Source organism: Streptomyces flavovariabilis (assembly GCF_000725785.1).
Taxonomy (GTDB): domain Bacteria; phylum Actinomycetota; class Actinomycetes; order Streptomycetales; family Streptomycetaceae; genus Streptomyces; species Streptomyces hawaiiensis.
In genome coordinates this window covers 134,510-153,435 of record NZ_JNXD01000007.1, presented here as the reverse complement: position 1 = coordinate 153,435, position 18,926 = coordinate 134,510, and the positions used below count along the sequence as shown (strand labels likewise).

The 18,926-nt window shown below is 72.7% G+C and carries 16 protein-coding genes; 4 read left to right on the top strand and 12 right to left on the bottom strand.

The annotated features are described in order from the left end of the window. Nucleotides 1-16 precede the first annotated feature (16 nt). Together IO24_RS0115250 and IO24_RS0115245 are read right to left on the bottom strand one after the other, a co-directional pair. Entirely contained in the window at nucleotides 17-916 is a 900-nt protein-coding gene (locus IO24_RS0115250; RefSeq protein ID WP_031136003.1) for an alpha/beta fold hydrolase, read from the bottom strand. Between the two features lie 595 nt (nucleotides 917-1,511). Further along, nucleotides 1,512-2,204, bottom strand: coding sequence for an iron-dependent transcriptional repressor DtxR (locus tag IO24_RS0115245; protein WP_031136001.1), 693 nt, complete (start codon nucleotides 2,202-2,204; stop codon nucleotides 1,512-1,514). Nucleotides 2,205-2,474: 270 nt separating this feature from the next. Here IO24_RS0115245 and IO24_RS0115240 point away from each other — a divergent pair, with 270 nt between their 5' ends. Further along, nucleotides 2,475-3,230, top strand: a complete 756-nt coding sequence (locus tag IO24_RS0115240) for an SIS domain-containing protein (protein WP_031135999.1) — start codon at nucleotides 2,475-2,477, stop codon at nucleotides 3,228-3,230. 21 nt (nucleotides 3,231-3,251) lie between these two features. On the opposite strand, the gene IO24_RS0115235 is transcribed toward IO24_RS0115240, so the two are convergent. Next, nucleotides 3,252-4,649, bottom strand: coding sequence for a PAS domain-containing protein (locus IO24_RS0115235; protein ID WP_031135997.1), 1,398 nt, complete (start codon nucleotides 4,647-4,649; stop codon nucleotides 3,252-3,254). A gap of 483 nt (nucleotides 4,650-5,132) precedes the next feature. Here IO24_RS0115235 and IO24_RS0115230 point away from each other — a divergent pair, with 483 nt between their 5' ends. After that, on the top strand, nucleotides 5,133-5,609 hold the full coding sequence (locus IO24_RS0115230) for an HIT family protein (RefSeq protein ID WP_420823210.1): 477 nt from the start codon (nucleotides 5,133-5,135) through the stop codon (nucleotides 5,607-5,609). 48 nt (nucleotides 5,610-5,657) lie between these two features. Here the strand turns inward: IO24_RS0115230 and IO24_RS0115225 are convergent, their stop codons facing one another. Then, complete coding sequence (locus IO24_RS0115225; RefSeq protein WP_031135995.1) at nucleotides 5,658-6,758, bottom strand: citrate synthase 2; 1,101 nt, start codon at nucleotides 6,756-6,758, stop codon at nucleotides 5,658-5,660. 286 nt (nucleotides 6,759-7,044) lie between these two features. Between IO24_RS0115225 and pdxH the strand changes: the two genes are divergently transcribed. Further along, entirely contained in the window at nucleotides 7,045-7,713 is a 669-nt protein-coding gene (pdxH, locus tag IO24_RS0115220; protein WP_031135993.1) for a pyridoxamine 5'-phosphate oxidase, read from the top strand. Here the strand turns inward: pdxH and IO24_RS0115215 are convergent. From IO24_RS0115215 to IO24_RS0115180, 8 genes are read right to left on the bottom strand one after another with little or no spacing between them, the layout of a single operon-like run. Further along, nucleotides 7,703-8,371 carry a TetR/AcrR family transcriptional regulator gene (locus IO24_RS0115215; RefSeq protein ID WP_045296182.1) on the bottom strand — a complete coding sequence of 223 codons (669 nt, stop codon included), beginning with the start codon at nucleotides 8,369-8,371 and terminating at the stop codon, nucleotides 7,703-7,705. The genes pdxH and IO24_RS0115215 overlap by 11 nt on opposite strands. Continuing rightward, the gene (locus IO24_RS0115210) at nucleotides 8,359-9,093 is read right to left on the bottom strand and encodes an enoyl-CoA hydratase family protein (RefSeq protein WP_031135990.1); all 735 of its coding nucleotides are present in this window, start codon (nucleotides 9,091-9,093) and stop codon (nucleotides 8,359-8,361) included. The genes IO24_RS0115215 and IO24_RS0115210 overlap by 13 nt, the downstream gene beginning before the upstream one ends. After that, on the bottom strand, nucleotides 9,090-10,658 hold the full coding sequence (locus tag IO24_RS0115205; protein WP_031135989.1) for a 4-coumarate--CoA ligase family protein: 1,569 nt from the start codon (nucleotides 10,656-10,658) through the stop codon (nucleotides 9,090-9,092). The genes IO24_RS0115210 and IO24_RS0115205 overlap by 4 nt, the downstream gene beginning before the upstream one ends. Before the next feature lie 25 nt (nucleotides 10,659-10,683). Next, nucleotides 10,684-11,814, bottom strand: a complete 1,131-nt coding sequence (locus IO24_RS0115200) for an acyl-CoA dehydrogenase family protein (protein ID WP_031135987.1) — start codon at nucleotides 11,812-11,814, stop codon at nucleotides 10,684-10,686. A gap of 44 nt (nucleotides 11,815-11,858) precedes the next feature. Further along, nucleotides 11,859-13,700, bottom strand: a complete 1,842-nt coding sequence (locus IO24_RS0115195; protein ID WP_031135985.1) for an acetyl/propionyl/methylcrotonyl-CoA carboxylase subunit alpha — start codon at nucleotides 13,698-13,700, stop codon at nucleotides 11,859-11,861. Between the two features lie 7 nt (nucleotides 13,701-13,707). After that, on the bottom strand, nucleotides 13,708-15,306 hold the full coding sequence (locus IO24_RS0115190) for an acyl-CoA carboxylase subunit beta (protein ID WP_031135983.1): 1,599 nt from the start codon (nucleotides 15,304-15,306) through the stop codon (nucleotides 13,708-13,710). Then, complete coding sequence (locus tag IO24_RS0115185) at nucleotides 15,303-16,970, bottom strand: acyclic terpene utilization AtuA family protein (RefSeq protein ID WP_031135981.1); 1,668 nt, start codon at nucleotides 16,968-16,970, stop codon at nucleotides 15,303-15,305. The genes IO24_RS0115190 and IO24_RS0115185 overlap by 4 nt, the downstream gene beginning before the upstream one ends. Continuing rightward, a complete protein-coding gene (locus IO24_RS0115180) occupies nucleotides 16,967-17,761 on the bottom strand; it encodes a TIGR03084 family metal-binding protein (protein WP_031135979.1) in 795 nt (264 codons plus the stop codon). Before IO24_RS0115180 ends, IO24_RS0115185 begins: the two co-directional genes overlap by 4 nt. Before the next feature lie 297 nt (nucleotides 17,762-18,058). Between IO24_RS0115180 and IO24_RS0115175 the strand changes: the two genes are divergently transcribed. Further along, nucleotides 18,059-18,751, top strand: a complete 693-nt coding sequence (locus IO24_RS0115175; protein WP_234335213.1) for a hypothetical protein — start codon at nucleotides 18,059-18,061, stop codon at nucleotides 18,749-18,751. Nucleotides 18,752-18,926: the final 175 nt, after the last annotated feature.

The window sequence follows — 18,926 nt, the reverse complement described above, 5'->3', positions numbered from 1 at the left end:
GTGCCCCGGGGCGGCGTCAGTTGCCGGCCAGCGAGTCCAGGAAGGGTTCGATGGCGGCGCGCCAGGCCTCCGGCTGGTCGTAGTGCACCAGGTGGCCGGCGTCGGCGACCTCCGCGTACTGGCCGCGGGGCAGGACCCGGACCATCTCCTGGGCCTCGGCGCGGCCCAGCTCGCCGTCCAGGCCGCGCACGACCAGGGCGGGGCAGCGGACCTGGGCCAGCTCCTCCCAGTGCGCGTCGTACACCCACGTCTCGCGGGAGCGGAGCATCTGATCCGGGTCGAAGACCGGACGCCAGCCGTCCGGGGACTCGGCCATCACCTCGGCGTAGAACGCGCCACGGGCCGGATTGGGCCGCTCCACCCAGGGGTCGTCCTCGCCGAACCACTTGCGGACGTCGGCGAGTGTGGCGAAGGGCAGCGGCCAGGACTCGAACCACTGGTCCCACTCGCGCTGCGAGGCGGCGCCGAGCGCGGAGGCCCGCATGTCGCAGATGATCAGCCCGCGGACCAGGTCGGGCCGCTTGGCCGCGAGCTGCCAGGCCGTCAGCGCGCCCATGGCGTGGCCGATGAGGACGACCGGGGCGAGGCCGAGCTGTTCCAGAGCGGCTTCGGCGTCGTCGACGTAGGCGTCGCGCGTGAAGGAGCCCTGCGGGGGTTTGTCGCTGCGGCCGTGGCCGCGCTGGTCGAGGGCGATCGCGCGGTAGCGCGCGGAGAGCCAGCGGGCGGTGGACGCCCAGTGCGAGGCGCGGCCCATGAGGCCGTGCAGTAACAGCACGCCGGGCGAGCCCTCCGGTGCGGTGTGCCCGGTGTGCGCCCCCTGCCCGTCCCGCGCCGGATCGGTCTTGGGCGGATCGCCGAACTCCCAGGCCGCCAGGCGTACGCCGCCCGTCCCGGTCACGTCGATGCGTCGCGCCATGTCCTGGCACCCCCCAAGCTTCGCGCGGACCGGGGCTCCCTCGAGCCGGCCGGTCCTGTGAACCGTGTTCTGCCTGTTGTGCCTTCTGCCCTGCTTGTCGTCGTACCTGTCGGTGCAAGTGTTCCGTGCGCCGCCCGCAGACTATCGAATGCGCTTTCGAGGACGGGGTTCTCGCGGGCAACACCCCTCGTTCGAGTGACCATTCCCGGGGATTGATCGCCGCTGTCGAGGGGAGATCTTCAACGGGAGGCGGACCGCTCGGGGAAAACGGTCCGAGGGGAATGACCCTGAGAGCTCGGGGCTCCGGGTCAGCACAGGGGAGGACAGGCCCCGGCGCCACACGGCGCCGGGGCTCTCCACGTCCTCACGGCACATCCTCCCGCCCCCTCCCCGGCCGGGTGACATCGCTGTCGAGCCGCGGCCCAGAGCCCCTCAGGTCATATGCCTCACGCGACAGCGTCGCACGGGAAGCGTACGAGCGCTGCCGTTCTGCGGACTGGGCCCCGGATTCGGTCCGGATCACGCCAACGCCACAAGCACCCCATGCACGACGGGAGTTGGACGACGCCGACCGGTCGGCTCAGGGCCGGTCGGCTCAGGGCTTGGCGACGAACACGTGGGAGGCGACGTCCGACTGCAGCTCGGCCGCCTCGCCGCCGCTGCCCACCAGCACCCCGCCCGCCGACTCGGTCACGCTCACCACCGAGCCGGGCTGCACGCCCGCCCGCCGCAGCGTGTACATCAGCTGCGCGTCCGTCTGGATCGGCTCGCCGATCCGGCGCACCACGACCGTCTTGCCCTCGGGGCCCGGGTCGAGGCTGGCCAGCGACACCATGCCCTCGTCCAGGAACGGGTCGGCGCCGTCCTTCTCACCGAGCTCCTCCAGACCCGGGATCGGGTTGCCGTACGGCGACTCCGTCGGGTGCCGCAGCAGCTCCAGGACGCGGCGCTCCACGGCCTCGCTCATCACATGCTCCCAGCGGCAGGCCTCCGCGTGGACCTGCTCCCACTCCAGCCCGATCACGTCGACCAGCAGACACTCGGCGAGGCGGTGCTTGCGCATCACGCGCGTGGCCAGCCGACGGCCCTCGTCGGTCAGCTCCAGATGCCGGTCGCTGGCGACGGACACCAGGCCGTCGCGCTCCATCCGCGCCACGGTCTGGCTGACGGTCGGCCCGCTCTGGTCCAGCCGCTCGGCGATACGGGCGCGCATGGGGACCACACCCTCTTCCTCCAGCTCGAGGATGGTGCGGAGATACATCTCCGTGGTGTCGATCAGTCCGGACATACGTGCCCCTCGAATGAGATCTGCCGGAGGCTGGACGGCTCACCGGCGTGTGCGCTGGCCCTGCACCCAATTCTGCCGGATACCACCGACAACCGGGCCGCGGGAGGGAAAGCCGGGGATTACCCGCCCGGGGGCAAGGGTACGGACTTTCCTTTCGGGGCTTCCCGGCGCGCGGCGCGCGGCACTCACGGCCGTATTGACACCGCACTGGTCCAGACCGCACCGTGATGCGCGACACAAGCCGCCCAGGCCAGCCCGAAGGGACCCCGAATGAGCGACCGCGCGCCGGCCGGACAGTTCCTCGACGCCGCGATCGGCCTGCTCCGGCTGATCCGCGACGAGGAGGCCGACGGCATCGCCGCGGCCGGCACGCTCCTCGCCGACACCGTCGCGGGCGGCGGCCGGCTCTTCGCCTTCGGCGCCGGGCACTCCTCCCTCGCCGCCCAGGACCTCGTCTACCGCGCCGGCGGTCTGGCGCTGATGAACCTGCTCGCCGTGCCGGGCGTCGTCGGCGTCGACGTCATGCCCGCGCCGCTCGGCTCCGCCCTGGAGCGCGTCGACGGCCTCGCGAGCGCCGTCCTCGACAGCTCCCCGCTCCGCGCGGGCGACGCCCTGCTGATCATCTCCCTGTCGGGGCGCAACGCCCTGCCCGTGGAGATGGCCATGAACGCGCGCGCCCTGGGCGTCAGGGTCATCGGCGTGACCTCGGTCGCCTACGCGTCGGAGACGAAGTCCCGGCACGCCTCCGGGACGTACCTGAAGGACCACTGCGACCTGGTCCTCGACTCGAAGATCGCGGTCGGCGACGCCGAACTCACCCACGACGACATCCCGGCGCCCTTCGCCCCCGCCTCGACGGTCGTCACCTCGGCCCTCCTCCAGGCCGTCATGGCGACGACGGCCACCACCCTCGCCGACCGCGGCATCGAACCGCCCCTACTGCGCTCCGGGAACGTCGACGGCGGCCACGACTGGAACGCCCGGGTGATGGAGCGGTACCGCGACCGGATCTTCTACCGGCACTGAGCAGGCCGGGGCGGGCGCCTGTCACTCCTCGCCCGACATCCCCGCCAGATCCAGCGCCGCCGCGATCCGCACCGCCACGTCCTCCGCGTACATCGCGTCGGACCGCTCGAAGGCGCTGCGGCCCGCGCCCCGCAGGAACGTCACGACACCCAGGGTCCGGCCCCGGCTGCGCAGCACCGCGCACAGGGTGTGGACCGCGTCCGGGGGCCACTGGCGGGCCAGGGCCCACTCGCGGGCCGCCTCGGGCGGGGCCGTGCCCGCGCTCGCGCGCAGGGCTCCCACCCGCTCCACGCACTGCAGGGCCGGGTGCCCCTCGGCGTACCGGACGGGCAGGCCCGCGCGGCCGGCCAGCCTGCTCGGGCCCGGCGCCCCCGACGGTGTGGCGGCGACCCGGACCAGCCGCACGGGTCCCTCGGTCTCCGCGTCGGTGAGCGCACCCCCGGCGACCCGGTCGATCAGCGCGTGGTCGGCGAAACCGGCCAGGGCGAAGTCCAGGTGGATGGTCGCGGCCTCCACCGGGTCCTCGCACTCGGCGGCGGCCCGCGACGCCCGGTGCAGCTGCTGGGTACGGAACCGCAGCAGGGACGCCTCCTGCTCGGCCTGCTTGGCCTCGGTCACGTCCTGGAACAGCCAGCCCACCCCCAGCGGAACCGGCTCCTCCGCGAGCGGTGACGCCAGCCGCAGGAAGCCGCTGCGCCAGCACCGCCGCTGCTCGCCGTCCGAGGCGCGCACACTCACCCACACCTCGGCGGGCGCGGGCGGCGCACCCTGTGCCAGCACGTACTGAAGTGCGCTCTCCAGCTCTTCCACGCCCTGCGCCAGCAGCTCGCCGAGCGGGCGCCCCAGGACCGACGTACGGCCCGTGCCCAGGGCCCGGGCCGCGTGCGCGTTCACCACGGCCGGCCGCAGGTCGACGTCCACCAGCACGACACCCCAGCTGGCGTCCTCGAACAGCGCCTCGCTCAGTGCGATCGACCGCTCCAGATCGATCTGCGTGTGCACCTCGCTGAACGCGCAGTACACGCCCGCGGGCTTTCCGTCGGGCCCGCGCACCGCCGCCGACTGCGTCCGGACGAGCACCCGCCCGCCGTCCTTCGTCAGCAGGGCGAACTCGTGGACCTGCCGCCCCGGCGCGTGCATCGCCGACAGCAGCCGCCCCTCGACCTCCTCGGCGTCCGCACTGCGCACGGCCCACCCGGCCAGCCCGCGCCGCCCCACGGCCTCGTCCGCGCTCCAGCCGAGAATCCGCCCGGCCTCACGGTTCCAGTGCGTCACGACCCCGTCGGCGTCGAACGCGCACAGCGCCGCGTCCATCCCGTCCAGCAAAGCGGCAAGCAGATCCGAACCATCCGAACTCTCCCGCTCGGGCTCGTCCGGCCCCAGCTCGTCGGTGGTCCCACTACGCCGGGAAGCACTCACCTGGACCCCCTGCAGGCTGCGTCCGCACGTACGGCACGTCGGTTCGCTCCTTGCAATCATTCAACTGGAACGTGACCCAGCGCACACCGAGTTCCCACAACATTGAAGGAATCGTTGTACGGCGGCAATCCCCACGTCAACGCCCAGGAGTCCGCCCGGCCGCCGTCAGTCGATCAACGGCGGGCGCGCGCGGCCCCAGAAAAACGGTTGATCCGAGGCCGGCCGGTTTCTTAGGGTTCCAGGTACACGAGAAGGGAGGTGGTTCGGCAGATGTATGAGAACCGGACGCGTGAGGTGGCTGCGGGCTAGCGGCCCGACACCACACACAGTGCGGTGCCGGACCAGCGCGTGAGCGAAGCGCGCAGCCGGCCCAATCTCCAGCAGTCACCCGACCCGCGAGTCGCCGGTACGTCCGGCCGGCTCCTCTCAGGAGGAACCAGACTCGCGGGTCGTCTGCGTTTTTCTGCGGCTTCCCGGGGGGCGATGGTGGTGGGTGCGTGGCGCGACGACCGGATCGGCAGTGCCCTGCGAGGCGAGAACCCGGCCGTGATGCGGCGGCTGGACGCCGGGTTCGCGGTCATCGGCGATGTGCAGTTCCTGCCCGGCTACTCGGTGTTGCTGACCGATGATCCATCGGTGCAGCGGCTGTCCGAGCTGCCGCGGAGCAGGCGGCTGGCGTTCCTGAACGGCATGGACCGGCTGGGGGAAGCCGTCGAGCGGGCCTGCCGGCGGGTGGAGACGGGGTTCCGGCGGGTCAACCTGGAGATCCTCGGGAACGCCGACAGGTTTCTGCACGCGCATGTGTGGCCGCGGTACGACTGGGAGCCCGAGGAGCGGGTGCGGCTGCCCGTGTGGCTTTATCCGCGGGAGATGTGGGGCGAGGAGCGGTACGCGCTCGGGGCGCGGCACGGTCCCGTGCGAGAGGCGATCGGGGAGGAGCTGGACCGGCTCGCCCGGTGAGACACGCGGACGGCCTCACCCCGGGAGGTGAGGCCGTGGGCGGGCGGGTCAGTGGGCGATGGTCTCGTAGCCCTCGATCTCGTGGGGGTCGCGGGTGCCCGGGCCCACGTAGCGGGCCGAGGGGCGGACCAGGCGGCCGGTGCGCTTCTGCTCCAGGATGTGGGCGGACCAGCCGGCCGTGCGGGCGCAGGTGAACATGGACGTGAACATGTGCGCCGGGACCTCGGCGAAGTCCAGGACGATGGCCGCCCAGAACTCGACGTTCGTGGCGAGGACGCGGTCGGGGCGGCGGGCGTGGAGTTCCGCGAGGGCCGCCTTCTCCAGGGCCTCGGCGACCTCGAAGCGGGGAGCTCCCAGTTCGCGGACGGTGCGGCGCAGGACCCTGGCCCTCGGGTCCTCGGCGCGGTAGACGCGGTGGCCGAAGCCCATGAGGCGTTCGCCCTTGTCGAGCGCGTTCTTGACGTAGGCCTCCGCGTCGCCCGTGCGCTCGATCTCCTCGATCATGCCGAGGACCCGCGAAGGGGCGCCGCCGTGCAGCGGGCCGGACATCGCGCCCACCGCGCCGGAGAGCGCCGCTGCGACGTCGGCGCCGGTCGACGCGATGACCCTCGCCGTGAAGGTGGACGCGTTCATGCCGTGCTCCGCGGCGCTCGTCCAGTACGCGTCCACGGCCGCCACGTGCTTGGGGTCCGGCTCGCCCCGCCAGCGGATCATGAAGCGTTCGACGACGGACCGGGCCTTGTCGATCTCCCGCTGCGGAACCATCGGCAGACCCTGGCCGCGGGCGGACTGGGCGACGTACGAGAGCGCCATGACGGCCGCTCGGGCCAGGTCCTCGCGGGCCTGCTCCCCGTCGATGTCGAGGAGGGGCCTGAGGCCCCAGACCGGCGCCAGCATGGCCAGGGCGGACTGGACGTCCACGCGGATGTCGCCGGAGTGCACGGGGATGGGGAAGGGCTCGGCTGCCGGGAGGCCGGGATTGAAGGCGCCGTCGACGAGCAGGCCCCAGACGTTGCCGAACGAGACATGACCGACGAGGTCCTCGATGTCGACGCCCCGGTACCGGAGTGCGCCGCCCTCCTTGTCCGGTTCGGCGATCTCCGTCTCGAACGCGACGACTCCCTCGAGCCCGGGTACGAAGTCGGACATCAGGCGGCTCCTCGTGATGTAAGTGACAGATGGTGTGACGTGGGGTGGGGCGGACGAACCATGTGTCAGTCAGCTTGCGAAGCGGGCGGCCGTCCAGTGGATCCACGGTCGCGCAAGGCGACTCGCGGTCCTGGCCCGGCTGCCCCTGTGATGCCCCGTACGACTGGCGGTCACCCAACCGGAACGGCACGGAAACGATATCCCCGAGTGCCACCGTTGGGGAGGGGTCACGGCACTCAGTGCCACGCAGTGACGAAGGACACCGTCCGTACGGCAAGATGACCGGGTGACCGACCGCGACGACGTCCCCATCGATCTGGCCTCGATGCGCAAGCAGTACCGGGCGGAGGGGCTCTCCGAGACCGAGCTGGCCGCCACGCCCGTCGAGCAGTTCGCGCGCTGGTTCAAACAGGCCGCGACGGACGGCGGGCTGTTCGAGCCGAACGCCATGATCGTCTCGACGGCCGACGCCGAGGGCCGGCCCAGCTCTCGTACGGTGCTGCTGAAGCACTTCGACGAGCAGGGCTTCGTCTTCTACACGAACTACGACTCCCGCAAGGCCCGTGACCTGGCGGAGAACCCGTACGTCTCGCTGCTGTTCCCCTGGCATCCGATGGCCCGGCAGGTCATCGTCACGGGGGTCGCCCGGCGCACCGGCCGGGACGAGACGGCGGCGTACTTCCGGACCCGGCCGCACGGCTCGCAGCTGGGGGCGTGGGCCAGCGCCCAGTCCTCGGTGATCTCCACGCGCGCCGACATCGACGGCGCCTACGCCGAGCTGGCCGCCCGCTACCCGGAGGGCGAGCAGGTGCCGGTGCCGCCGCACTGGGGCGGTTTCCGGGTGGCCCCGCAGACGGTGGAGTTCTGGCAGGGCCGGGAGAACCGGCTGCACGACCGGTTGCGGTACGTGGAGCAGGCGGACGGGGGCTGGCGGGTGGAGCGGCTCAGTCCGTGAGGCGGGCCGGGTCCTCATGGCCGTGTGGGAGCGCGGCCGGTCCGGCTCGGCCCAGCGTCTCCTCCAGCAGCCCCGCCCACTGCGCCACCACGCGTTCCCGGCGGGCCGCGTCGTCCGTGAGGAGGTTGGCGAGGCCCAGGCCGCGGGCCATGTCGAGCAGGCCCTGGACCGTTTCGCGGACGCCGGGGACGGATTCGTCGGCGGCGAGGAGGTCGACGGCTATGCGGTGGGTCTCGCGGCCGACGCGGGATTCGAGCTCGGTGACGCGGGGGCGGAGCTGTTCCTCGTTGGAGGCGGCGACCCAGAGGTGGAGGGCCGCGCGGAACAACGGCCCGGTGTAGAGGTCGACCAGGGCGGCGACGACGGCGTGACGGTCTCCGGCCGCGCCCTCGGGGAACAGGGCGCGCAGGGCCGTGGAGCGTTCCTCGGCGACGTACTCGACGGCGGCCGTGAAGAGGTCCTCGCGGGTCGGGAAGTGGTGCTGGGCGGCGCCGCGGGAGACCCCGGCGCGCTCGGCGACCACGGAGACGGTGGAGCCCGCCCAGCCGTGTTCGGCGAGGCAGGACACGGCGGCTTCCAGGAGCCGCTGCCGGGTGGCACGGCTGCGGTCCTGCTTGGGGACTCTCTCCGCACGGTCGACCGTACTCACACCACCCATGCCGGATCCCGTCGTTCGAGGAAGGCCGTCATCCCCTCGCGGGCCTGCGGGGAGGAGAACAGCCGGGCCGAGAGCGCGGTCAGGTCGGCAGCGTCCCGGTCGAAGGCTTCCAGCACCCTAGCCGTGAGCAGCCGTTTCGTCTCGGCCAGGGCGTCGGGGGCGGATGTGCGCAGGCCTTCCAGGATGGGGGCCAGGGCCGTGTCGACGTCGTCGGCGCAGGTGGTGAGCAGGCCGGTCGCTGTCGCTTCCGCCGTGTCGAAGCGTTCGCCGGTCAGGTAGTAGCGGGACAGGGCGCGCTGGTTCGTGCGGGGCAGGAGCGGGAGGGAGATGACCGCGGGGGCGACCCCGATACGGACCTCGGTGAAGGCGAAGGTGGCCGCCGTGGAGGCGGCCGCGATGTCGCAGGCGGCCAGGAGGCCGAGGCCGCCCGCGCGGACGTGGCCGGTGACCCGGGCCACGACCGGCTTGGGCAGTTCGATGATCTGCCGCAGCAGGGCGGCCAGTGCCTCGGGTGGCGGGGGGTCCTTCAGGTCGGCGCCCGCGCTGAACGTGTTGCCGGTGTGGGTGAGGACGATCGCCCGGACGGCGCCGTCCTCGCCGGCGTCGGTGAGCGCGTCGGCCAGTTCGCCGACCAGGGCGGCCGAGAGGGCGTTGCGGTTGTGCGGTGAGTCGAGGGACAGGGTTTCCACGGCACGCGCGCGGGTGCGGGCGATCAGCGTCATGTGCTCTCCCTGAGCTGTCGGCGGAGGATCTTGCCGGAGGCCGCGCGGGGGACGCCGACGATGAAGGTGACGTGGCGGATCCGCTTGTAGGGGGCCACGCGCTCGGCGACGTACATCATGATCTCCGCCTCGGTGAGGTCCGCGGCGGACGGCAGGCGGACCACGTACGCGTGCGGGACCTCGTTGCCGTCGGCGTCGTACCTGCCGATGACGGCGGCGTCGACGATGCCCGGGTGGGTGAGGAGCAGGGCCTCCAGCTCGGCGGGGGCCACCTGGAAGCCCTTGTACTTGATGAGTTCCTTGACGCGGTCGACGACGAACAGCCAGCCGTCCCCGTCGACGTGGCCGACGTCACCGGTGTGCAGCCAGCCGTCGGTGTCGATCATGGCGGTGGTGGCGTCGGGGCGGCCGAGGTAGCCCTTCATGATCTGGGGGCCGCGGATGAGGATCTCGCCGGATTCGCCGGCGGGCAGGTCCTTGCCGGGGTCGTCGAGGGAGACGATGCGCATCTCGGTGCCGGCGATGAGCTTGCCGACGGTGCCGGGCGGGGCGTCGTTCATGGCGTCCAGGGGGACGACGTGCGTGCCTGGCGAGAGTTCGGTCATGCCGTAGGCCTGGCCGACGGGCGGCAGGCCGAGGCGCCGGGAGCAGGCGGCGGCGAGGCGGGCGTCCAGGGGAGCGGCGGCGCTGATGACGTACCGCAGGGACGACAGGTCGTACTGGGCGACGGCCGGGTGCTTGGCGAGGGCCAGCACGATCGGCGGGGCCACGTACAGGGCCGTGATGCGGTGGTTCTGGATGGCCGCGAGGAACTGCTCCAGGTCGAAGCGGGGCAGGACGACGACCGTGGCGCCCTGCCGGAGCGGGGCGTTCATCAGGGCGGTGAGGCCGTAGATGTGGAAGAACGGCAGCACCGCCAGCACCCGGTCTCCGGGGGCCGCGGGGACCGCCGGGTGGAGCTGGGCGAGGTTGGTGGCGATCTGCCGGTGCGTGAGCATCACGCCCTTGGGGACGCCGGTGGTCCCGGAGGAGTACGGCAGCGCCGCGATGTCCTCGGCCGGGTCGATGGCGATCTGCGGCTCGGGGGCCGCTGAGGCGAGCATGTCGATCAGGGAGCGGTGGCCGCTCGCGCTGTCGCACACGAATATCTCGCGTATGCCGCCCGCGAGTTCGGCGGCCCGGCGGGCGACGTCCAGCAGTGGTGACACGGTGACGATCCAGCGGGCTCCCGAGTCCCGCAGTTGCTTGGCGAACTCGTCGGCGGTCGCGAGCGGGTGCACGGTGGTGACGGTGGCACCCGCGCGCGTGGCGGCGTAGAAGGCGGTCGGGAAGGCGATGGTGTTGGGGCTGTGCAGGGCGAGGAGGTCGCCCTTGCGGACCCCGGCCTCGGCGAGGGCGGCGGCGACGCGCCGGTGGAACCGGTCCACCTGCTCGTACGTGAGGGTGGTGCCGTCGGTGCCGTCGATCAGCGCCGGGATGTCGCCGAACTCGGCGGCCCGGGCCAGGACCGCATCGTGGATGGGCAGGTCGACGGGCGGGACGTCTGCGTACTCGCTGCGGAACATGGTTCCTCCTCGCGCGCGGGCCGTCTCAGTACGACTTGGGCAGGCCGAGAGTCTGGTGGGAGACGTAGTTGAGAATCATCTCCCGGCTCACCGGCGCGATACGAGCCACGCGTGCGGCCGTTATCAGCGAGGCGAGGCCGTACTCGCGCGTGAGGCCGTTGCCGCCGAGGGTGTGCACGGCCTGGTCGACCGCCTTCACGCAGGCCTCCCCGGCCGCGTACTTCGCCATGTTGGCGGCCTCTCCGGCGCCCATGTCGTCGCCCGCGTCGCAGAGGGCGGCGGCCTTCTGCATCATCAGGCGGGCGAGTTCGAGGTCGATGTGCGCCTGGGCGAGGGGGTGGGCGATGGCCTGGTGGGCACCGATGGGCGTGTCCCAGACCGTGCGCTCGCGGGCGTACCCGATGGCCTTCGCCAGGGCGTAACGGCCCATGCCGATCGCGAAGGCGGCGGTCATGACGCGTTCGGGGTTGAGACCGGCGAAGAGCTGGAGGAGCCCCGCGTCCTCGTCGCCGACCAGGGCGTCGGCGGGCAGCCGTACGTCGTCCAGGACCAGTTCGAACTGCTTCTCCGCGGCGCTGAGTTCCATGTCGATGGGGCGGCGGGTGAAGCCGGGGGTGTCGCGCGGGACGATGAAGAGGCAGGGTTTGAGGCGGCCGGTGCGGGCGTCTTCGGTGCGGCCGACGATGAGGGTCGCGTCCGCGATGTCCACGCCGGAGATGAAGACCTTGCGGCCGGTGAGGAGCCAGTCGGCTCCGTCGCGCCGGGCCGTGGTCGTGATGCGGTGGGAGTTGGAGCCGGCGTCGGGTTCGGTGATGCCGAAGGCCATGAGGCGGGTGCCGTCGGCGAGGGCGGGAAGCCAGTGCTGTCTCTGCTCTGCCGTGCCGAAGCGGGATATCACCGTGCCGCAGATGGCGGGTGAGACCACCAGCATCAGCAAGGGGCAGCCGGCGGCACCGAGTTCTTCGAGGACGACGGAGAGTTCGGAGATCCCTCCGCCGCCGCCTCCGTACTCCTGGGGGAGATTGACGCCCAGGTAGCCGAGCTTGCCCGCGTCGGCCCAGAGTTGCCCGGTGTCGCCTCCGCGGCCGTGGCGCCGGCCGAGTGCGGCGACGGCTTCTCGCAGTGCCTTGTGCTCGTCGGTTTCGATCGTGGCCATGTGACTCCTTCGTCGTGGCTGATCGCGCAGTTCCCCGCGCCCCTTCAGGTCTTCTGCACGACCGCCAGCAACATGCCCGGCTCCACCTGCTGTCCGGGCACAGCCGACAACGCCGTCAGCGTTCCTGTCACCGGTGCTGTGATCTCGTGCTGCATCTTCATCGCCTCCAGCCAGAGGAGGCTCTCGCCCGCCTTCACCGGTGTTCCTGCCGTGAGACCGTCGGCGACTCGGACGACCGTGCCCGGCATGGGGGCCAGGAGGGAGCCGGGGGCGTGCTGGGCGGTGGGGTCGGGGAAGCGGGGCAGGGCGGTCAGAGCGGTGGTGTTGACGTAGACCTGGCTGCCGTAGCGGGTGACGTGGTACTTCCGCTCCACCCCGGCCACTTCGAGGATGACGAGACGCGGGTCGGCGTGCACCACGCGCACCCCCTCCGCCTCCAGCCCCTGCCTCGTGTGCCGGTAGCGGACCTCGTGCTCCTCGCCCGCCCCCGTGTACCGCTTGGTCTGCGGTGACGAGGGGACGTTGCGCCAGCCGCCGAAGCGGGAGCGGCCCCGGGCGTCGGCGAGGGCCGCGGCCAGGGGGGCGTGGGGGTCGGGGGACGGCTGGGTCAGGTCCGGCAGGTGGCGGTCGTAGAAGCCGGTGTCCATGCGGGCCGCGGTGAACTCGGGGTGGCGCAAGGAGCGGACCAGGAGGTCGCGGTTGGTGACGGGGCCGTGGATCACGGCGCGTTCCAGGGCGGAGGCGAGCTTGCGGAGGGCGTCCGTGCGGGTGGGGGCGTGGGCGACGACCTTGGCGAGCATGGGGTCGTAGTGGACGCCGATCGTGTCGCCGTCGGTGTATCCCGTGTCCAGGCGGACCGGCTCGGGGACGGAGAGGCGGTGCAGGGTGCCCGTCTGCGGGGACCAGCCGCGGGAGGGATCCTCGGCGTACAGGCGGGCCTCCACGGCGTGGCCACGCGCGCGTGGCGGGCCGGTTTCGAGGGGGTGGCCCTCGGCGATGCGGATCTGCTCGGCCACCAGGTCGATGCCGAAGACCGCCTCGGTGACGGGGTGTTCGACTTGAAGGCGGGTGTTCATCTCCAGGAAGTGCGCCCTGCCGTCGGCGACGAGGAACTCGACCGTTCCGGCGCCCACGTAGTCCACGGCCCGGGCGGCCCGCACGGCGAGGGCGCACAGCTCGTCCTCCAGGCCGGCGGACAGGCCGGGCGCGGGGGCCTCCTCGATCACCTTCTGGTGGCGGCGCTGCAGGGAGCAGTCGCGCGTGCCGAGCGGCCAGACCGTGCCGTGAGTGTCGGCGAGGATCTGCACCTCGACGTGGCGGCCGTCGACCACGTACGGCTCGACGAAGACCTCGCCGTCACCGAAGGCACTCACGGCCTCGGCCCGTGCGGCGGCCAGCTCAACGTCCAGGTCCGCCAGGTGCCGTACGACGCGCATGCCGCGGCCGCCGCCGCCCGCCGCCGCCTTCACCAGCACGGGCAGGTCGGCTTCGGTGACCTCGGTGAGAGGCCGGATGCCCATGAGCTGCTTGGCGCGGGTCTTGGACGCCATCGCCTCCATGGCGTCCGGGGGCGGGCCGATCCAGCGCAGACCCGCGGCCAGGACGGCACGGGCGAAGCCGGCGTTCTCGGAGAGGAAGCCGTAGCCGGGGTGCACGGCGTCCGCGCCGGCCGCGACGGCGGCCTCGACGATCAGGTCGCCGCGCAGATAGGTGTCGGCGGGCGCCTCCCCCGGAAGTCGTACGCTCGCGTCGGCCACGCGCGCGTGCAGGGCGCCGGCGTCGGCGTCCGAGTGCACGGCGACGGTGCGGATGCCCAGGTCGCGGCAGGTGCGGAAGACGCGGCAGGCGATCTCGCCCCGGTTGGCGACCAGCAGGGTGGAAATCATTGTTGCCTCACATCCGGAAGACGCCGAAGCCGCCGCGCGCGCCCTCGAAGGGGGCGGTGTGGATCGCGGACAGGCACAGGCCGAGGACGGTGCGGGTGTCGCGCGGGTCGATGACGCCGTCGTCATAGAGCCGCCCGGACAGGAACATCGGCAGCGACTCGGACTCGATCTGCCGCTCCACCATGGCGCGCAGCGCGGCGTCCGCCTCCTCGTCGTAGGGCTGCCCCTTGGCGGCGGCCGACTGACGGGCGACGATCGACAGCACGCCCGCGAGCTGCTGCGGGCCCATCACGGCCGACTTGGCGCTGGGCCAGGCGAAGAGGAAGCGGGGGTCGTAGGCCCTGCCGCACATGCCGTAATGGCCGGCGCCGTAGGAGGCGCCCATGAGGACGGAGAGGTGCGGGACGCGGCTGTTGCCGACCGCATTGATCATCATCGCGCCGTGCTTGATGATGCCGCCCTGCTCGTACTCCCTGCCGACCATGTAGCCGGTGGTGTTGTGCAGGAACAGCAGCGGGATGTCGCGCTGGTTGGCGAGCTGGATGAACTGGGCGGCCTTCTGGGACTCCTCGCTGAAGAGCACGCCCCGGGCGTTGGCGAGGATGCCGACCGGATAGCCGTGCAGGGCGGCCCAGCCGGTCGTCAGGCTCGTCCCGTACAGGGGCTTGAACTCGTCGAAGTCGGAGGCGTCGACGATGCGGGCGATGACCTCGCGCGGGTCGAAGGGGCTCTTCAGATCGCCGGGGACGATGCCCAGCAGCTCCTCCGCGTCGTACTCGGGTGGCTCGGCGGGGCCCGGATCCCGGTACGCCTTGCGGTGGTTGAGGCGGGCGACCACGCGGCGGGCCTGCCGGAGCGCGTCCTGCTCGTCGACGGCGAAGTGGTCGGCGAGGCCCGACACACGTGCGTGCATCTCGGCGCCGCCCAGGGACTCGTCGTCGCTCTCCTCCCCGGTGGCCATCTTGACCAGCGGCGGGCCGCCGAGGAACACCTTCGCCCGCTCCTTGACCATGATCACGTGGTCGGACATGCCCGGGATGTAGGCGCCGCCGGCGGTGGAGTTGCCGAAGACGACCGCCACGGTCGGGATGCCGGCGGCGGAGAGCCGGGTGAGATCCCGGAAGATGGCACCACCGGGGATGAAGATCTCCTTCTGGGACGGCAGGTCGGCGCCCCCGGACTCCACCAGGCTGATGCAGGGCAGCCGGTTAGCGAGGGCGATGTCGTTGGCACGCAGGGCCTTCTTCAGTGACCAGGGGTTGCTCGCTCCGCCGCGCACGGTCGGGTCGTTGGCGGTGATCAGGCACTCCACGCCCTCGACGACACCGATGCCGGTGACGAGGGACGCGCCGACGGTGTAGTCGCTGCCCCAGGCGGCCAGCGGGGACAGCTCCAGAAAGGGCGTGTCGGGGTCGAGGAGCAGCTCGATCCGCTCGCGGGCGAGGAGCTTGCCGCGTCCCCGGTGCCGTGCGACGTACTTCTCGCCACCGCCCGCGAGAGCCCTGGCGTGCTCGGCGTCGAGTTCGGCGAGCTTGGCGAGCATGGCCTCGCGGTTGGCCCGGTGGTCGGGACCGCTCGGGTCGAGCGCGGAGGTCAGGACGGTCACAGCAGGGCCTCCGGTATGTCCAGGTGGCGGGAGCGCAGCCATTCGCCGAGGGCCTTGGCCTGCGGGTCGAAGCGGTGCTGGGCCGCGACACCGGCGCCGAGGATGCCCTCGACGACGAAGTTGAGGGCGCGCAGGTTCGGCAGTGCATGGCGTACGACGGTCAGCTCGCGGCTCTCGGGGATCAGCTCCCGGAACCGGTCGGCGGTCAGCTCGTGCGCGAGCCACCGCCAGGCGTCGTCCGTGCGCGCCCACACCCCGACGTTGGCGTTGCCGCCCTTGTCCCCGCTGCGGGCGCCCGCGACGAGGCCGAGGGGGGCCCTTGTCACCGGCCCGGGCGGCAGCGGCTCGGGGAGCGCAGGCTCCGGAACGCCGTCGAGTACGAGGGTGTCGTGGGGCGGCGGCACCGGAACCCGGTCTCCGTCGTGGAGGACCGCCACATGGTCGACTCCGCTCTGGGGGACGTACACATCCTCGAAAACCCCATAGGGCGAGCCCTTCCCCGGTGGTGCCAGCACATGGAATCCGGGGTAACCGGCGAGTGCCAGCTCCACCGCGGCCCCGCTCAGCACACGCCCCACGCTCTCCTGGTCCGGGTCCCGGACGACGAGCCGCAGCAACGCGCTCGCCGTCTCCTCGGTGCCGGCGTCGGGCCGGTCGGTGCGGGCCGTCTCCCAGCGCACGTCGGCGACCTTGCGCAGGGCGGGTTCCATCTGGTCCCGCACCAGGGCGGCCTTGGCCTCGATGTCGAGGCCGGTGAGCACGAAGACGACCTCGTTGCGGAAGCCGCCGAGCCGGTTGAGGCCGACCTTGAGGGTGGGCGGCGGCGCCTCCCCGCGCACGCCCTCGATCCGCACCCGGTCGGGCCCGTCCCGGGTCAGCCGTACGGTGTCCAGCCGGGCGGTGACGTCCGGCCCCGCGTACCGGGCACCGGCCGTCTCGTACAGCAACTGGGCGGTGACCGTGCCGACGTCGACGAAGCCGCCGGTGCCGGGGTGCTTGGTGATGACGCAGCTGCCGTCCTCGTGCAGCTCGGCGAGCGGGAAGCCGGGGCGGCGGACGTCGCCGTCGAGGAAGAAGGAGTAGTTGCCGCCGGTGGCCTGCGCTCCGCACTCCAGGACGTGCCCCGCGACCACGGCACCGGCGAGCCGGTCGTGGTCGCGCGGTGTCCATCCGAAGTGGGCGGCGGCGGGCCCGGTGACCAGGGCCGCGTCCGTCACCCGCCCGGTGACGACGACGTCGGCGCCCGCCCGCAGGCACTCCGCGACGCCGAAGCCGCCGAGGTAGGCGTGGGCGGCGAGGCTGCGGGGGTGCGCGGCGGTGAGGTCGTCGCCCGCCACATGGGCGACGCGCACGGGGATGCCGAGCCGGTCGGCCAACCCCCGTACGGCGTCAGCGAGTCCTGCTGGGTTGAGTCCGCCCGCGTTGGTGACGATCCGGACGCCCCGCTCGTGCGCGAGCCCCAGGCAGTCCTCGAGCTGCCGCAGGAACGTGCGGGCGTATCCGGCGGCGGGGTCCTTGAGGCGGTCCCTGCCGAGGATGAGCATGGTCAGCTCGGCGAGGTAGTCACCGGTGAGGACGTCGAGCTCGCCGCCGGTGAGCATCTCGCGCATCGCGTCGAAACGGTCGCCGTAGAAGCCGGAGGCGTTGCCGATGCGGAGGGTCACGACGTGGCCTCCTTCGGCGGGCGTCCGCCGCCCGGTGGTCCCGCGAAGGCCTGCGCGATGTCCAGCCAGCGGTCGGCGTCGGGGCCGTCGGCACACAGGGCCAGGCCGGTGCGGTGGGCGCGCTGGGTGACCAGGAGACAGAAGTCGAGGGCGGGACCGGTGACGCGCTGCGGCGCGTCCGCGGGGCCGTACGTCCACAGGTCGCCGGAGGGGGCGCGCAGTTCGACGCGGAGGGGGGAGGCGGGCGGGGTCAGGCCGTGCACGCCGTAGGCGAAGTCGCGGGTCCGCACCCCGAGCCAGGCCACATGCCGCAGCCGGTCGGTGGGTGGGCGCGCCACACCCAGGGCGTCGGCCACGTCCTGCCCATGGGCCCAGGTCTCCATGAGACGGGCCGTCGCCATGGAGGCGGCCGACATGGGCGGTCCGTACCAGGGGAAGCGCGCCTTGGCCGGGGCGGCCCGCAGGGCCTTCTCCAGTGCCGTACGGCCGTCGCGCCAGCGCGTGAGCAGCGCGTCGGGCGGGAGGGCGGCGCCCTGTTCGGCGCCCTCGTCGACGAAGGAGCCCGGCGCGGCGAGAGCCTTCTCGACCAGGGCGTGGAAGCCGTCGGCGTCCGTGACGGCGAGCAGGGCCGAGCGGTCCGTCCAGGCGAGATGGGCGATCTGGTGCGCCACGGTCCAGCCGGGCGCCGGGGTCGCGAGCGACCACCGCTGCGGTTCCGACCCGGCCACGAGGCGGTCGAGTTCCTCGCTCTCCTCGCGCAGATCGTCGATCACGGACGTCGGGTCGGACACGGGCGCTCCCCTCGGGGTACGGCGGTGTGCGGGGTGGTGCGGGGTGGTGCGGGGTGCTGAGGAGCATGGCAGCGGCACCAGAAACAATCAAGCGTGCTTGCATGAAATTGTCGGATGGCCGTACGCACCGCCGGGGGGCGGGTATCCGCCCCCCATGCCGCCGCCCGGGGGTGGCTATCCGCCCCATGTGCCGCACCCCTACATGCCCCACCCCGTGCCGCCGCAGGCGCCGCCCCCCCCCCCGGCCCCGTCGCGCGACTGCGGCGGCGGATCGGCCCCATCCACACCGCGCGCCGGGTGTTCAGGCCGTCCCGGCCGGACCTCGTCGAGGACGCTTTCGTCGCCCGTATGCAGAAGATCCGCACGCTGGTGGGGCTGGCCGCGGTGGTGTGGGTGACGGTGAGCTACAAGGTCGGCAGCTCCCTGCGGGACGTCGCCGACGACCGCCTCGACCAGTCATGGCACAGCGTGCTGGTGCTGTCCGTCACGTTTCCTGTCGCCGTGGGCGTGCTGCTGGCCCTGACCGCCCCGTCGGCCCGCCGGGATCTGCTGCGCCGGGCCGCGATGCCGTTCGGCGCGATGGTGGCCCTGATCGCCGCGGTCTTCGTGTTCCCGCTGATGGTGCTCACCGGCTTCGTCGACGGGCGGTTCGCCACCGGCCCGGCGATGACCGTGGTCACCTGGGTGGTCGTCGTGCTCGTCCTGGTGTGGGTACTGCCGTTCATCGCCTGGGGCATCGGCCTGGCGCTGCTCCACGTGTTCCGCACGGCCGACATCCACCAGGCCATGCCGCCGCTGCTGGCCATGACGCTGGTGTGGGAGATGACGCTGCTCGACCTGTTCACCGGGGCGTACGCGGGGGTGCCGGGGCCGGTGCGGGCGGTGTTCCTGCTCGGGGCGCCTCTGTCGGTGACCGCGGTGGGTCTGTGGGAGCTGCGGCGGCTGCGGGCGCACTACGGGATCTCGGTGCGCGGCATGCTGGTGCGCTAGGCGCTGTCCGCGACGTCCGTCGTCCGCCCGGAGGGCGTGCCGGGCGGACTCGGGACTTCGGCGCGGTATCCGCGATAGGGCCGGGCGCCGCACGCCGAGACGGACGTGGCCGGGCAGCCGGGGTGTGGGGGACGCCCCTGGTCTTCGGCGCCGCCGCGGGCCCGGCCCGCCGGTG